Source organism: Staphylococcus sp. IVB6214, from assembly GCF_025558585.1.
In the GTDB taxonomy this organism is placed as follows: domain Bacteria; phylum Bacillota; class Bacilli; order Staphylococcales; family Staphylococcaceae; genus Staphylococcus.
The window spans coordinates 933,987-950,866 of the sequence record NZ_CP094723.1; the positions used below are offsets into that span (position 1 = coordinate 933,987).

Consider the following 16,880-nt stretch of genomic DNA (forward strand, 5'->3'; position numbering starts at 1 on the left):
AAAACATTGACAAAAACAAAATTGAGCATTTATCATTTACATTTGTAATCAGAAATTGCAAGGGGGGATCTCCATTGGCAGAGAATCTTGTCATTGTTGAATCGCCTGCAAAAGCTAAAACAATCGAAAAATATTTAGGGAAAAAATATAAAGTCATCGCTTCTATGGGACATGTGCGAGATTTACCGCGCAGTCAAATGGGTGTGGACGTAGAAGATAACTATGAGCCTAAATATATTACAATTCGAGGCAAAGGACCGGTCGTAAAAGAATTAAAACGACATGCAAAGAAAGCAAAAAAAGTTTTCCTTGCAAGTGACCCTGACCGCGAAGGTGAAGCAATTGCATGGCATTTGGCAAATATACTTGAATTACAAGATCAAACAGATAATAGAGTCGTATTCAACGAAATTACAAAAGACGCAGTAAAGGCAAGTTTCAAAAACCCACGTGGTATCGAAATGGAGCTCGTTGATGCTCAACAAGCACGACGTATTTTGGATAGATTAGTAGGATATAACATTTCACCAGTATTATGGAAAAAAGTTAAAAAGGGCTTATCGGCAGGTCGTGTGCAATCAGTGGCACTTCGACTAGTCATTGATCGTGAAAACGAAATTAGGAACTTCAAACCAGAAGAGTACTGGACGATTGAAGGGGCATTCCGATATCAAAAATCAAAATTTACAGCAAAGTTTCTTCATTATAAAGGGAAACCATTTAAGCTGACGAATCAAGATGATGTGAAGTTGATTACGAATGCCTTAGACGGTGATCGATTCGAAGTGACGAAGGTGACGAAGAAGGAACGTACGCGCAAACCTGCGAACCCATTTACGACATCTACGTTGCAACAAGAAGCTGCACGTAAACTGAACTTCAAAGCACGTAAAACAATGATGATTGCGCAACAGTTGTATGAAGGTATCGATTTAAAACGTGGAGGAACAGTTGGTTTAATCACGTATATGAGAACGGACTCAACACGTATTTCTAAAGATGCTCAAGCTGAAGCGAAATCATACATTGAAAACCAATACGGTAACGAATATATTTCTAAGTCAGTCAACAAAGGAAAACAAGGCGACCAAGATGCCCATGAAGCCATTCGCCCAACGAGTACATTGCGTACGCCTGACGATGTAAAGAACTATTTAACACGTGATCAATTTCGTTTGTACAAATTGATCTGGGAACGTTTCGTAGCAAGTCAAATGGCACCAGCTATTCTTGATACAGTAGCCGTTGATTTAGAGCAAGGTGACATCAAGTTCCGTGCAAACGGTCAAACGATTAAGTTCAAAGGTTTCATGACATTGTATGTTGAAGCAAACGATGATGCGACGAAAGAGAAAGAAAACCGTCTTCCTAAACTTGAAGAAGGCAATGAAGTGATTGCGACGAATATCGATCCTGCGCAACACTTCACACAGCCACCACCACGTTATACGGAAGCACGACTTGTTAAAACTTTAGAAGAGTTGAAGATTGGACGTCCTTCGACATATGCACCAACGATTGATACGATTCAAAAACGTAACTATGTTAAAAGTGAAAGTAAGCGTTTCGTACCAACTGAACTGGGGGAAATTGTACATGAGCAAGTGAAGGAGTACTTCCCAGAAATTATCGATGTCGATTTTACGGTGAACATGGAGACACTGCTGGATAAAATTGCTGATGGCGACATTGCTTGGCGAAAAGTGGTCGGTGATTTTTACAATAGTTTCAAACAAGATGTGGCACGTGCTGAGTCAGAGATGGAAAAGATTGAAATTAAAGATGAACCAGCAGGCGAAGATTGTGAAAAATGTGGATCACCAATGGTTATTAAAATGGGACGTTATGGTAAGTTTATGGCATGTTCAAACTTTCCGGATTGTCGAAACACGAAAGCAATCGTTAAGCCAATCGGTGTGAAATGCCCAACATGTAAAGACGGCGATGTCGTAGAACGTAAGTCTAAGAAGAATCGTCTATTTTACGGTTGTTCAAACTATCCAGAATGTGACTTTGTTTCATGGGATAAACCGGTAGGACGTGATTGTCCGAAATGTAATCATTATTTAGTAGAACAGAAAAAAGGTCGTACAACGCAAGTCGTTTGTTCGAACTGTGACTATAAAGAAGAAGCAGTAAAATAACGAAGAGAAAAGGAGCATTTCAATGACAACAGTCAACATTATAGGTGCCGGACTGGCAGGGTCGGAGGCAGCTTATCAACTCGCTCAACGTGGCGTGAAAGTGAATTTATATGAGATGCGTCCTGTGAAGCAAACGCCAGCGCATCATACTGATAAGTTTGCGGAACTTGTGTGTTCCAACTCTTTAAGAGGGAATGCACTCACAAATGCAGTCGGAGTTCTAAAAGAAGAAATGCGTCGTTTGGATTCATTGATTATTGCAGCAGCGGATAAGGCACGTGTCCCAGCAGGTGGGGCACTTGCAGTTGATCGTCATGACTTTGCTGGCTATATTACAGATACATTAAAAAATCATCCGAATGTAACCGTTAAAAATGAAGAGATAACGCAGATTCCAGAAGGACCAACGATTATTGCGACGGGTCCTTTAACAACGGAAGGACTGGCAGAAGAGATTGTCTCATTGACAGGTGCAGATCAATTATATTTCTATGATGCAGCAGCGCCAATTATCGAAAAAGATTCAATAGATATGGATAAAGTATACTTGAAGTCTCGTTATGACAAGGGAGAAGCAGCTTATCTTAACTGCCCAATGACAAAAGAAGAATTTGAACGTTTCTATGAAGCGACATTGGCAGCTGAAGCAGCACCGATGAAAGACTTTGAAAAAGAAAAGTATTTCGAAGGGTGTATGCCATTTGAAGTGATGGCAAGTCGTGGGCCAAAAACATTGTTATTTGGACCGATGAAGCCAGTCGGGCTTGAAGATCCAAAGACAGGGAAGCGCCCATACGCAGTGGTACAGTTGCGACAAGATGATGCAGCGGGAACACTGTATAACATTGTAGGGTTCCAAACACGACTGAAGTGGGGCGAACAAAAAGAAGTGTTACGTCTTATTCCTGGACTCGAAAATGTAGACATCGTCCGATATGGTGTGATGCATCGAAATACTTTCATCAACTCGCCGGGTGTCTTATCAGAAACTTATGAGTTCAAGTCACGTCCAAACTTATACTTTGCTGGTCAGATGACGGGTGTTGAAGGTTACGTTGAGAGTGCAGCAAGTGGCATGATTGCAGGTATTAACATGGCACATCGTATGCTGGGCAAAGGTGATGTTATCTTCCCGAGAGAAACGATGATAGGAAGTATGGCTTACTATATTTCTCATGCAGAGAACAACAAAAACTTCCAACCGATGAATGCAAACTTTGGTTTAGTGCCTACATTACCTGAACGCATTAAAGATAAGAAAGAACGTTATGAAGCACTAGCAGATCGCGCATTGACTTATCTTGATAGCTTTAAAAAAACATTGAATTAAATGAAACTGATAATTTGTAACAGATAAAGCACAGTCATAGAGAGGTCAGAAGGTGATAGAAGTGAATAGAGCTTTCGCTTCTGAATCACCTGTTAGGAGTGGATAAACGCTGCTATTTCAAAATAAATCGTAGCGTCACTCTTGAAAAATACTAAAATTTAGATAAATGTGAATATTTTATGGTTTATCTATGCAGGACCCCTTATCATTGTGCTACAATGCAAATGATGGAGGGGTTTTTATATTGGAACAAATCCAACAACAATTTCTTAATATGCTCAAATATGAGCGCCTATTCTCAGAACATACTTTAAAAGCATATCGTGATGATATCGTTCAATTTAATCGCTTCTTGGCACAAGAGCAACTGACATTGCGATCTTTCAGTTACCAAGAGGCAAGGGGCTTTTTACAATTGTTATATGACATGGGGTTGCAACGTACGACAGTTTCACGTAAAATTTCGACGTTGCGTAGCTTCTATGCGTATTGGATGACGATAGACGAGCATATCACAAATCCATTTGTACAACTAGTACACCCGAAGAAAGAACGATACTTACCATCATTTTTTTATGCGGAAGAGATGGAATCGCTATTTCAAACAGTGATTCAAGATTCAAAAAAGGGTTTAAGAGATCGCGTTGTTCTAGAGTTGCTTTATGCGACAGGCATACGTGTATCTGAACTCGTAGGACTTAAAAAGTCAGATGTTGATTTGTCAATGTCTTTACTCAAAGTAATGGGGAAGGGACAGAAAGAACGCATCATACCGTTTGGAGAGTTTTGTCGTCAAAGTATCATTGACTATTTTTCTTCTTTCGGTCCGATACAACACGCCTCACATGATTATCTCATTGTGAATATGCAAGGTAAGCCAATTACAGAAAGAGGTATCCGCTATCTATTGAATGATATTGTAAAACGAACGACAGGCGTCACTTCAATTCACCCACATAAGTTGCGCCATACGTTTGCCACACACTTACTAGATGCAGGAGCCGATCTCAGAACTGTACAAAACTTGTTAGGGCATGTGAACCTATCGACGACAGGACGGTATACACATGTAACGAATCAACAACTACGGCATGTTTATTTACAAGCACATCCACGTGCAACAAAAGGAGAGAAATGATTTATGAGTTCATCAATTCATGCAACAACAATTTATGCAGTAAGACATAACGGACAAGCTGCAATGGCTGGGGATGGTCAAGTGACATTAGGTCAACAGGTCATCATGAAAAATACAGCGAAAAAAGTGAGGAAGCTTTATAATGGTAGAGTTGTCGCTGGGTTTGCCGGTAGTGTGGCAGACGCATTCACATTGTTTGAAAAATTCGAAATGAAGTTACAACAATACAGTGGCAATCTTGAAAGAGCAGCAGTAGAACTTGCAAAAGAATGGCGTGGCGATAAACAATTACGTCAATTAGAAGCGATGTTAATCGTAATGGACGAATCCAATCTGCTAGTTGTTAGTGGGACTGGAGAAGTTATTGCGCCTGACGACGACTTGATTGCGATTGGGTCAGGCGGTAACTTTGCACTAAGTGCTGGTCGTGCGTTAAAACGCCATGCATCACATCTTTCTGCACGTGAAATGGCTTACGAAAGTTTAAAAGTTGCATCTGAGATTTGTGTATTTACAAATGATCATATCATCGTTGAAGAATTATAATGGAGGTTTTTATTTGATGGATACAAACGGTATCAAGTTAACGCCGAAAGATATTGTCTCAGAATTAAATACGTATATTGTTGGACAAGATGAAGCGAAGAAGAAGGTTGCAATTGCATTGCGTAACAGATATCGTCGCAGCTTATTAGATGACGAGACGAAGCAAGAGATTGCACCTAAAAACATTTTGATGATGGGGCCGACAGGTGTGGGTAAAACTGAAATTGCAAGACGTATGGCTAAAATTGTCGGTGCACCATTTGTCAAAGTAGAAGCAACAAAATTTACAGAAGTGGGTTATGTTGGTCGTGATGTCGAGAGTATGGTGCGTGATCTTGTAGACGTTGCTGTTCGTCTTGTTAAAGACCAGAAGAAAGCAGCAGTTCAAGATGAAGCATCTGAAAAGGCTAATGACAAGCTTGTAAAGTTACTTGTTCCAAGCATGAAGAAAAAAGCAGCACAAAATATGAACAACCCATTAGAGTCATTGTTTGGTGGTTCACTTCCTAATTTTGGTCAACAGCAAGAAGAAGAGGAAGAGCCACCAACAGAAGAAATTAAAACGAAGCGTTCTGAAATCCGACGACAATTGTTAGCAGGACAGTTGGAAGAAGAAAAAGTGCGTGTGAAGGTTGAGCAAGACCCTGGTGCACTCGGTATGTTAGGGACGCAACAAAATGAGCAAATGCAAGAAATGATGAATCAACTGATGCCTAAGAAAAAGGTTGAAAAAGAAGTTCCGGTAAAAACAGCACGTAAAATTTTGACGGATGAATTTGCAGATCAAATGATTGACCATGAAACGGCAAACCAAGAAGCGTTGGAGTTAGCAGAACAAATGGGCATTATTTTTATCGATGAGATTGACAAAGTGGCGACGTCAAGTAGTCACGGCGGCGGACAAGACGTATCACGTCAAGGTGTTCAGCGAGATATCCTACCTATTCTTGAAGGTAGCGTGGTCAAAACGAAATATGGTACGGTGAGTACTGAACACGTGCTATTCATTGGTGCGGGTGCTTTCCACGTATCGAAACCTAGTGATCTTATCCCAGAATTACAAGGGCGTTTTCCGATTCGTGTTGAATTAGAAAGCTTAACAGTCGATGACTTTGTAAGAATTCTTACAGAACCAAAACTTTCACTCATTAAGCAATACGAATTATTGCTGAAGACAGAAGAGGTTACTGTGAATTTTACAGATGAGGCAATTCAACGTCTGGCTGAAATGGCGTACCATGTGAATCAAGAAACGGATAACATCGGTGCGAGACGTTTGCATACAATATTAGAAAAAATGCTAGAAGATTTATCATTTGAAGCAGCCAATATGCCACATGCGCATGTAGATATTACACCACAATATGTCGATGATAAATTGAAGACAATTTCAACGAATAAAGATCTTAGCGAATTTATATTATAAAAAGGAGTAGAAATATGAGCTTATTAACAAAGACTAGAGAACTCAGTAGCTTATTACAAAAACATAAAGGAATTTCAGTTAATTTTAAAGATGTTGCACAAACGATTAGTAAAGTAACAGTTACAAATGTATTTATTGTCTCGAGAAGAGGGAAAATTTTAGGATCATGTTTAAATGAATTATTAAAAAATGACCGTATTATCAAAATGTTAGACGATAAGCATATTCCAGATGCTTATACTGAAAAATTGATGCATGTTTATGAAACGACATCTAATATTGATATTGAAGATCCATTATCGGTGTTCCCATTAGAGAGCAGAAGCTTATTTGAAGATTCAAAAACGACGATTTTCCCAATTATCGGTGGTGGAGAACGTTTAGGTACATTAGTGTTAGGTCGTTTGACTGATCCATTTGAGGAAAATGATCTTGTACTTGGTGAATATGCAGCTACCGTTATCGGTATGGAAATCTTGCGTGAAAAGCATTCTGAAATTGAAGCAGAAGCTCGTGATAAAGCAGCAATCTCTATGGCGATTAACTCTTTATCATATTCAGAAAAAGAAGCGATTGATCATATCTTTGAAGAACTTGGTGGTACAGAAGGATTATTGATTGCATCAAAAGTAGCAGATCGTGTAGGTATCACACGTTCAGTTATTGTAAATGCATTGCGCAAGTTGGAAAGTGCAGGCGTTATCGAATCACGTTCACTTGGTATGAAAGGGACATTTATCAAGGTAAAAAAACATGCATTTCTTGATGAATTGGAACGCATGGAATAGTCAATTTTAACTATTGCATATAAAGTGTCAATGTGGTATATTTATATGCGGCTATTAAAAGCCAAAACACACACGTTTAACGCGCATATAAATGGGTGCGATTCACAAGATCGTTTTTATATGAGTTAACGTGGAGGATGATAACCAATAGGAGGAATTTTATTATGGCAGTTATTTCAATGAAACAATTGTTAGAAGCTGGTGTTCACTTCGGTCATCAAACACGCCGTTGGAACCCAAAAATGAAAAAGTACATCTTCACTGAGCGTAACGGTATCTACATTATCGACTTACAAAAAACAGTGAAAAAAGTTGAAGAAGCATACAACTTTGTGAAACAAGTATCTGAAGAAGGCGGCAAAGTCTTATTCGTTGGTACTAAAAAACAAGCACAAGAATCAGTGAAAGCTGAAGCAGAACGTGCTGGACAATTCTACGTTAACCAAAGATGGTTAGGTGGAATCTTAACAAACTTCAAAACAATTTCTAAACGTGTACACCGCATTTCAGAAATTGAAAAAATGGAAGAAGATGGTACATTCGATGTACTTCCTAAAAAAGAAGTTGTTGAACTTAAAAAAGAATATGACCGTTTAATCAAATTCTTAGGCGGTATTCGTGATATGAAATCAATGCCACAAGCATTGTTTGTAGTTGACCCACGCAAAGAGCGTAACGCAATTGCAGAAGCACGTAAATTAAACATCCCAATCGTTGGTATTGTTGATACAAACTGTGACCCAGATGAAATCGACTACGTAATCCCAGCGAACGACGATGCGATTCGTGCGGTTAAATTATTAACTGGTAAAATGGCAGACGCTGTCTTAGAAGGTCAACAAGGCGTATCTAACGACGAAGTAGCTGCTGAACAAAACATCGACTTAAACGAAGATGAAAAAGCAGAAACAACTGAAGCAGAATCAACTGAAGCATCTGTTGAATCTAAGTAAGTAGAATCTTAAAATGGGTGATAAGATATTGATGCTTATCTCCCTTTTTTTAAAATAAACAATCAATCGATATTGGAGGAATACTGAATGGCAATTTCAGCTAAACTTGTAAAAGAATTACGTGAAAGAACTGGCGCTGGTATGATGGACTGTAAAAAAGCGCTTGAAGCAACTGAAGGTGACATCGATAAAGCGATTGACTACCTACGTGAAAAAGGTATCGCAAAAGCTGCTAAGAAAGCAGACCGTATCGCAGCAGAAGGTATTACACATGTAGAAGTTAAAGGTAACGACGCTGTTGTAGTTGAAATCAACTCTGAAACAGACTTCGTTGCACGTAACGAAGGTTTCCAACAACTTGTTAAAGAAATCGCTAACCAAATCCTTGATACAAAAGTGGATACAGTTGAAGCGTTAAACGATACAACATTACCAAATGGTAAAAAAGTATCTGAACATATGACAGAAGCAATCTCAACAATCGGTGAAAAATTAAGCTTACGTCGTTTTGAAGTAAGAACTAAAACTGATAATGATGCATTCGGTGCATACTTACACATGGGTGGACGTATCGGTGTACTTTCAGTTGTTGAAGGTTCAACTGATGAAGAAGCTGCTAAAGATGTTGCAATGCACATCGCAGCAATCAACCCTAAATATGTTTCTTCTGAACAAGTAAGTGAAGAAGAAATCGCACACGAAAGAGAAGTATTGAAACAACAAGCATTAAACGAAGGTAAACCAGAAAATATCGTAGAAAAAATGGTTGAAGGTCGTTTACGTAAATACTTACAAGAAATCTGTGCAGTTAACCAAGATTTCGTTAAAGATCCAGACCAAACAGTTGAGCAGTTCCTTAAAGCTAAAGGTGGTAAATTAGTTGACTTCGTTCGTTACGAAGTAGGTGAAGGTTTAGAAAAACGTGAAGAAAACTTCGCTGACGAAGTAAAAGGACAAATGAAATAATCAACACGGTTTTGTATAAGAAAGAAGGCACCTGTTGTGTCCTCCTTTGCATGACTTCAATGCATTGATATTGAAGCCGTGTGTAAGGAAGATACCTATTGTGTCTTCTTTACTTGTATTGTTCCATATAATACGAATAGAGAGGTTAATGAATGATGACTGAAACTTCAAAATATAAGCGTGTAGTCTTAAAACTTAGTGGAGAAGCATTGGCAGGAGAAAAAGGATTTGGTATCAATCCAATCATTATTAAAAGTATTGCGCAACAAGTTGCAGAAGTTGCCAAACTAGACACAGAAGTTGCTGTAATTGTCGGTGGTGGAAACATTTGGCGTGGTAAAACAGGCAGTGACTTAGGTATGGATCGTGGAACAGCGGACTATATGGGAATGCTTGCAACAGTAATGAATGCATTAGCATTACAAGACAGCCTTGAGCAACTTGACTGCGATACACGTGTATTAACATCAATTGAGATGAAACAAGTCGCAGAACCATATATCCGTCGTCGTGCAATTCGTCATTTAGAAAAGAAACGTGTTGTTATTTTTGCTGCCGGCATCGGTAACCCATACTTCTCAACAGATACTACTGCTGCATTGCGTGCGGCTGAAGTAGAAGCTGAAGTAATCTTGATGGGTAAAAATAACGTAGATGGTGTTTATTCTGCAGATCCAAAGGTAGATCCTAACGCACAAAAATATGAGCGTTTAACTTATATTCAATTACTACAAGAAGGATTGCAAGTAATGGATTCTACAGCCTCTTCATTCTGTATGGACAATGATATTCCATTAAAAGTCTTCTCTATTATGGAAGAAGGAAATATCAAACGTGCTGTATTAGGTGAAGATATCGGAACAATCATTACGAAATAATTTAGAGGTGAGTTATTAATGAATGCAATTATTAAAGACGCAAAAGATCGTATGAAAAAATCTGCTGAGAACTTATCACGAGAATTAGCACAAATTAACGCAGGTCGTGCAAATTCTAACTTATTAGCAGGCGTGAACGCAGATTACTATGGTGCGCCAACACCTGTTCAACAATTGGCGAGCATTAATGTACCTGAAGCACGTTTATTAGTGATTTCTCCATATGACAAAACATCATTGAAAGAAATCGAACGCGCAATTATTGCTGCAAACTTAGGTGTGAACCCTACAAGTGACGGGGAAGTTATTCGTATCACAATCCCAGCTTTAACAGAAGAGCGACGTAAAGAACTCGTTAAAGATGTGAAAAAAGCAGGGGAAAATGCGAAAGTTTCTGTTCGTAATATTCGTCGTGATGCCAACGACTCATTGAAGAAGCAAGAGAAAAATGGTGAAATCTCAGAAGATGAATTACGTGTTTCTTCAGATGAAGTTCAAGACGTTACAAATGACGCAATCAAAGAAATCGATCAACTCGTTGCAGATAAAGAAAAAGATATTCTATCTGTATAGATAAAATGTAGTGTGGTTATTGATCTGTGATTGCCAATAAACATCGTAATGATGTATAAGGGTTTCCAACGACGTGAGATACTATTCATACTGTAAGATACGAATGGGTATCAACACGGTTGTACAGGTCATCAATAGGAATGAAAATGCTTAAACTGTACCGAATCAGACTTTGGTACAGTTTTTTTAATGTTTATTTAACGAGCTAAATGAGTGTGGTAGAATGATAGATGAATGTTTACTTGTAAGATGATATATTTAAGAGACACTAAACGCTCGGAGGAACACGCATGTTTAAGAAATTTAGAAAGAATGACAACAATCAACCGCAGTGTGATACATTAGATTTACAACATATACCAGAGCATATTGCGATTATTATGGATGGCAATGGACGTTGGGCGAAACAGCGAAAAATGCCAAGAATAAAAGGTCATTTTCAAGGTATGGAAACGATCAAAACAATCACGAGAGAAGCGAGTACATTAGGTGTAAAATATTTGACGCTTTATGCATTCTCAACAGAAAATTGGTCGCGTCCACAAGAAGAAATCAATTATATTATGGGACTTCCTGTAAACTTTTTAAATACATTTTTACCAGAACTCATTGAGAAAAATGTCAAAGTAGAAACAATTGGTTTTGTGGATGAGTTGCCGACGAAAACAATACAAGCCATTGAAGAAGCGAAGTTGAAAACAGCAGATAATACGGGTCTGACGCTCATTTTTGCAATTAACTATGGCGGACGTGCAGAGATTATGCACGGCATTCAAAATGCAATCAATCATTTTAAACATGCCTCAGAGAGTGAGATTGCACAGTTGACTGAAAAAGATTTTTCACGCTTTTTGATGACAGCTGACTTTCCAGATCCTGACTTGCTTATTCGTACATCGGGTGAACAACGTATTAGTAACTTTTTGATTTGGCAACTTTCTTACAGTGAATTTATTTTTAATGAAAAGATGTGGCCAGAATTTGACGCAGAAGATTTACAAGCGTGTATAAAAACATATCAATCGCGCCAAAGACGATTTGGAGGATTGTAGATAGGAGCATTGAGATGAAGGTTAGAACGATTACAACAATAATTGCACTTATTGTGTTTTTGCCTATTTTGTTACTAGGTGGTAGAGCGTTAATGTATTTTACGTTCGCACTCTCATTAATTGCCTTGAAAGAATTGTTAAATATGAATCGAATTCGCTTTTTATCAATTCCAGGATTGATTAGTGCGGTAGGGCTAAGTATTATTATGCTGCCTGAAGAATTTGGCACATGGGTTCCGGTACTACAACAAAAAGGGCTCATTATTTTAAGTTTTGTTATTTTAAGTTATACGGTCATGTCTAAAAACCGATTCAGCTTCATAGACTCTGCATTTTGTTTGATGTCTGTTGCATACGTAGGTATCGGGTTTATGTATTTTTACGAAACACGTGAGGCAGGATTGCATTTCATTTTATTCGGTCTTTTAATTGTCTGGTTGACGGATACAGGTGCATACATATTTGGTCGTTCTTTTGGTAAACACAAGTTATGGCCAGTCATCAGTCCGAATAAAACAGTGGAAGGCTTTATTGGGGGGCTCTTATGTAGTCTACTCGTACCATTAACTTTTATGTTCTTTGTACCCTTTAACTTGCACATGGTATGGATCCTTGTTTTAACAGTTATTTTAAGTGCTTTCGGACAACTTGGAGACCTTGTGGAATCCGGTTTTAAACGTCACTTCGGTGTCAAAGATTCGGGTCGTTTATTGCCAGGACACGGTGGAATTCTAGACCGATTTGACAGTTTTATGTTCGTATTGCCGTTAATGAACATTCTTTTAATTCAAATGTAAAGTGAAGTGAAATCAATGAAAAATATTGCAATTCTCGGTGCATCTGGATCAATAGGTCAACAAGCGATTGATGTCATTGAACGCCATCCAGAACACTTTAACTTAGTTGGGCTAACAGTTGGCAGACGTGTTGACGACGCTGTTGCAATTGCGACACGTCTCAAACCTCGCATTGTATCTGTCCAATATGAGAAAGATGTAGAGCGTTTTTCACATTTAGATGTACAGGTAGTTTATGGCGATGAAGGCTTAAAAAAAGTAGCAACTGCTTCACACAATGATCTTGTGTTGAATGCGCTAGTCGGTAGTGTGGGTCTGCCACCAACGATAGCTGCAATTGAACACGGTATTGACATTGCACTTGCAAACAAAGAAACACTTGTTGTTGCGGGAGAGCTTGTAATGGCACATGCCAAAAAGCATGGTGTGAATATCTTACCTGTTGATTCTGAACATGCTGCGATTTTTCAATGTTTGAACGGTGAAGATCAACGCCAAGTTAAAAAAATAACAATCACAGCGAGTGGCGGATCCTTTAGAGACCTTACACGTGATCAACTCGAGAATGTGACAGTTGAAGATGCATTGAATCACCCGAATTGGTCAATGGGTCAGAAGATTACGATTGATTCTGCTACGATGATGAATAAAGGGTTTGAAGTGATTGAAGCGAAATGGTTATTCGACTTAGAAATCGATCAAATTGAAACGATTTTGCATAAAGAAAGCATCATCCATTCGATGGTTGAATTTGTCGATACAAGTGTGATGGCGCAATTGGGTACACCAGATATGCGCATGCCGATTCAATACGCATTTACATATCCTAACCGTATTGAACACGATGCACCTGCACTAAACTTAGCAGAAGTGGCACAATTAAATTTCAAAAAAATGGACTTAGAACGCTATAAATGTTTAAAATACGCATATGATGCATTGAAAATAGGCGGTACAATGCCAGTCGTGTTGAATGCGGTCAATGAAGTGGCTGTTGCGAAGTTCTTAAATAGCGAAATAGGCTTTCTAGACATTGAACGCCTCATAGAAAAAGAAATGAACGCACACCAAGTGATTCAACAGCCGACACTTGAACAAATATTAGCAGTGGATCATCACTATAAAACTAAGGAATATGAGGTGTAGCAACCTGTGTTAATAACCATTATTGCATTTATTATTGTTTTCGGTTTGCTTGTAACAGTGCATGAATATGGACATATGTTCTTTGCAAAACGTGCAGGCATTATGTGTCCAGAATTCGCCATCGGTATGGGGCCGAAAATACTATCTTTTCGTAAAAATGAAACATTGTACACAATCCGTCTATTACCTGTCGGTGGGTACGTCCGCATGGCAGGAGATGGATTAGAAGATGCACCTGTTCAACCAGGTATGCATATTCGCATTAAGTTGAATGATCAAGATGAGATTACACATGTGATTCTTGACGATCAACATAAGTTTCAACAAATTGAAGCACTTGAAGTGAAAAAAGTCGATTTGGAAGATGATATGTACATTGAAGGCATTGCAGCCTATGATGAGACACGTCACCGCTATACAATTGCTGAAAAAGCTTTCTATGTCGAGCATGGGAGCTTGATTCAAATCGCACCCCGTGACCGTCAATTTACACATAAAAAACCATTACAAAAGTTTTTGACATTGTTTGCAGGTCCATTGTTTAACTTTATATTAGCATTTGTGTTACTACTTGGTTTAGCCTACTACCAAGGCACACCAACGACAACAATTGACCAAGTTGCGAAAGGGATGGCCGCAGAACAAATCGGTCTAAAAAAAGGTGATACAATCACTGAAATAGGCGACAAAAAAATCAACCGTTTTCGTGATGTGCAGTCTGCATTAAAAGCAACAGATGGACAAGAAACAGAAGTAAAAGTGACACGTAATGGAAAAGTGATCACAAAAACGTTTAAACCAGAAAAATATGAGGTAGCAGTATCAAAGAATAAAAAACATACAGAATTTAAGCTAGGGATATTGCCTAAAAAAGAGCATTCTTTAATCAATCCAATTATTTATGCAGGAGAAGAAACTTTACGATATGGAAAGTTAATCTTCGTTGCAGTCGTCAGCATGATTGGCAGCATTTTTACAGGTGATTTTAGCTTTGATATGCTCAATGGCCCAGTGGGTATCTATAAAAATGTCGACACAGTCGTAAAAACAGGAATCATTAACTTAATTGGTTGGACAGCTGCATTAAGTGTCAACTTGGGGATTATGAACTTATTGCCAATTCCAGCGTTAGACGGTGGTCGTATTTTATTCGTTTTATACGAAGCAATTTTTAGAAAGCCAGCAAATAAAAAAGCAGAAACAGTTATTATTGCAGCGGGTGCTGTATTCGTGATGATTATTATGGTTTTAGTAACATGGAATGACATACAAAGATATTTCTTATAATACACAATCAAGGAGGCACATAATCGATGAAGCAATCGAAAGTCTTTATACCGACACTACGTGAAGTTCCTGCAGAGGCAGAGGCAATTAGCCATCAACTTCTGTTGAAAGCAGGTATGATCAAACAAAATACAGCAGGTGTATATAGCTATTTACCCCTTGCTACAAAAGCAATTCATAAAATTTCAGACATCATTCGTGAAGAAATGGAGCGCATTGATGCAGTCGAAGTCGTTATGCCAGTATTACAACATGCAGAATTATGGCAAGAATCTGGGCGTTGGGAAGCGTATGGAGCAGAGTTAATGCGTCTACGTGATCGCAACCAACGTGAATTTGCATTAGGACCTACACATGAAGAAGTAATCACTTCTTTGGTTCGTGATGAATTACGTTCATATAAGCAATTGCCACTCACGTTATTCCAAATTCAAACGAAGTTCCGTGATGAAAAACGTCCACGCTTTGGATTATTACGTGGTCGTGAATTCATTATGAAGGATGCGTATTCTTTCCATACAGATGAAGCATCGTTAATGAAGACGTATCAAGATATGTATGATGCATATAAGCGTATTTTCAAACGTGTTGGTTTAAATGTGCGTCCAGTAGTTGCGGATTCTGGAGCAATCGGCGGTAACTATACACATGAATTCCATGCATTAAGTGCAATTGGTGAAGATACAATTGTTTATAGTGAAAATAGTGATTACGCTGCTAATATTGAAAAAGCAGAAGTGGTATATACACCTTCTTCTGAAGACAAGGAAGCACCAAAATCACTAGAAAAAGTTGCAACACCAAATATTAAGACTGTAAAAGAACTTGCGGCGTTGTTGGAATTACCATTAGAACAAACAACAAAATCAATGGTATTTAAAGTTGATGGTGATTTTGTGATGATTCTTATTAGAGGACATCATGAAATCAACGATGTGAAGTTAAAAGATTACTTCAACACAGATAATATTGAAATGGCAACAGAAGATGAAATTCGTAACTTATTAGGTGCTACACCAGGGTCATTAGGTCCCGTCACAGATCGTGACATTAAAGTATACGCTGATCATTCAGTCCAAGACTTAGTCAATATTCCAGTCGGTGCGAATGAAGACGGTTATCACTTTGTAAATGCAGTAATTGATCGTGACTTCACCGTAGACGGTTTTGGTGATTTCCGTTTCATCTTAGAAGGCGAACCACTTGCAGACGGTTCAGGACCAGCCAAGTTCGCAGAAGGTATTGAAGTCGGACAAGTATTCGTACTGGGTGAAAAATATTCTGAGGCTATGAATGCAACAGTATTGAATAATCAAGGTCGTGAGCAAAACTTAACAATGGGCTGTTATGGTATCGGTGTGTCAAGAACATTGAGTGCAGTTATCGAACAACATCATGACGACAATGGCATTATCTGGCCGAAGTCAGTGACACCATATGATTTACATTTGATTACAGTGAATCCGAAAAAAGAAGCTCAAAGCGAATTGTCAGATAAACTTTATGCTACACTTCAAGAAAAATATGATGTGTTATATGATGATCGTCAAGAACGTGCAGGTGTTAAATTCAATGATGCCGACTTAATCGGTTTGCCTATTCGTGTTGTAGTAGGTAAAAACGCTGAAGAGGGGATTGTTGAAGTAAAACGTCGTGACACAGGTGATAGTGAAGAAGTTACTGTTGATGCACTTGTTGACTACATCGCAGACCTTTATGAGCAATTGTAAGCTTTCAAAGATTTGAGTTTGTTATAATAGAATATAATTGTTACGTAAGATGTCATGGATAAGTTTGGTGTAATCTCTCACACCATGCTTAAACATCTTGAACGAAAGCATCCTAATTGGGGTGGG

The 16,880-nt window shown here is 38.5% G+C and carries 15 protein-coding genes; all 15 read left to right on the forward strand.

Translation table 11 applies throughout. The features are described from left to right. Window positions 1–74 precede the first annotated feature (74 nt). Window positions 75–2,144 carry a type I DNA topoisomerase gene (topA, locus tag MUA51_RS04565; protein WP_262560683.1) on the forward strand — a complete coding sequence of 690 codons (2,070 nt, stop codon included), beginning with the start codon at window positions 75–77 and terminating at the stop codon, window positions 2,142–2,144. A gap of 22 nt (window positions 2,145–2,166) precedes the next feature. Then, window positions 2,167–3,474: an FADH(2)-oxidizing methylenetetrahydrofolate--tRNA-(uracil(54)-C(5))-methyltransferase TrmFO gene (gene trmFO, locus MUA51_RS04570; protein WP_262560685.1), complete on the forward strand. Its 1,308-nt coding sequence runs from the start codon at window positions 2,167–2,169 to the stop codon at window positions 3,472–3,474. Between the two features lie 244 nt (window positions 3,475–3,718). After that, on the forward strand, window positions 3,719–4,612 hold the full coding sequence (gene xerC, locus MUA51_RS04575) for a tyrosine recombinase XerC (protein ID WP_262560686.1): 894 nt from the start codon (window positions 3,719–3,721) through the stop codon (window positions 4,610–4,612). Between the two features lie 3 nt (window positions 4,613–4,615). After that, window positions 4,616–5,158 (forward strand): ATP-dependent protease subunit HslV, encoded by a 543-nt coding sequence (gene hslV / locus MUA51_RS04580; protein ID WP_262560687.1) that lies wholly within the window; start codon window positions 4,616–4,618, stop codon window positions 5,156–5,158. Between the two features lie 16 nt (window positions 5,159–5,174). After that, window positions 5,175–6,584 (forward strand): ATP-dependent protease ATPase subunit HslU, encoded by a 1,410-nt coding sequence (gene hslU, locus MUA51_RS04585; RefSeq protein WP_262560689.1) that lies wholly within the window; start codon window positions 5,175–5,177, stop codon window positions 6,582–6,584. A 14-nt stretch (window positions 6,585–6,598) separates the two neighbouring features. Next, window positions 6,599–7,372, forward strand: coding sequence for a GTP-sensing pleiotropic transcriptional regulator CodY (gene codY, locus MUA51_RS04590; RefSeq protein WP_262560690.1), 774 nt, complete (start codon window positions 6,599–6,601; stop codon window positions 7,370–7,372). 164 nt (window positions 7,373–7,536) lie between these two features. Then, the gene (gene rpsB / locus MUA51_RS04595) at window positions 7,537–8,325 is read left to right on the forward strand and encodes a 30S ribosomal protein S2 (protein WP_095116378.1); all 789 of its coding nucleotides are present in this window, start codon (window positions 7,537–7,539) and stop codon (window positions 8,323–8,325) included. An 87-nt stretch (window positions 8,326–8,412) separates the two neighbouring features. Continuing rightward, window positions 8,413–9,291 carry a translation elongation factor Ts gene (gene tsf / locus MUA51_RS04600; RefSeq protein ID WP_262560692.1) on the forward strand — a complete coding sequence of 293 codons (879 nt, stop codon included), beginning with the start codon at window positions 8,413–8,415 and terminating at the stop codon, window positions 9,289–9,291. Between the two features lie 155 nt (window positions 9,292–9,446). Then, window positions 9,447–10,169, forward strand: coding sequence for a UMP kinase (gene pyrH, locus MUA51_RS04605; protein ID WP_095116382.1), 723 nt, complete (start codon window positions 9,447–9,449; stop codon window positions 10,167–10,169). Between the two features lie 18 nt (window positions 10,170–10,187). Continuing rightward, window positions 10,188–10,742, forward strand: a complete 555-nt coding sequence (gene frr, locus MUA51_RS04610) for a ribosome recycling factor (protein WP_262560693.1) — start codon at window positions 10,188–10,190, stop codon at window positions 10,740–10,742. Window positions 10,743–11,032: 290 nt separating this feature from the next. Further along, a complete protein-coding gene (locus tag MUA51_RS04615; RefSeq protein WP_262560694.1) occupies window positions 11,033–11,794 on the forward strand; it encodes an undecaprenyl pyrophosphate synthase in 762 nt (253 codons plus the stop codon). A 14-nt stretch (window positions 11,795–11,808) separates the two neighbouring features. After that, window positions 11,809–12,591, forward strand: a complete 783-nt coding sequence (locus MUA51_RS04620; protein WP_262560695.1) for a phosphatidate cytidylyltransferase — start codon at window positions 11,809–11,811, stop codon at window positions 12,589–12,591. Window positions 12,592–12,606: 15 nt separating this feature from the next. Further along, the gene (locus tag MUA51_RS04625) at window positions 12,607–13,737 is read left to right on the forward strand and encodes a 1-deoxy-D-xylulose-5-phosphate reductoisomerase (protein WP_262560696.1); all 1,131 of its coding nucleotides are present in this window, start codon (window positions 12,607–12,609) and stop codon (window positions 13,735–13,737) included. A gap of 6 nt (window positions 13,738–13,743) precedes the next feature. Continuing rightward, window positions 13,744–15,024 (forward strand): RIP metalloprotease RseP, encoded by a 1,281-nt coding sequence (rseP, locus tag MUA51_RS04630; protein ID WP_262560697.1) that lies wholly within the window; start codon window positions 13,744–13,746, stop codon window positions 15,022–15,024. Window positions 15,025–15,050: 26 nt separating this feature from the next. Beyond that, entirely contained in the window at window positions 15,051–16,754 is a 1,704-nt protein-coding gene (locus MUA51_RS04635) for a proline--tRNA ligase (protein ID WP_262560698.1), read from the forward strand. The last annotated feature ends 126 nt before the right edge of the window (window positions 16,755–16,880 follow it).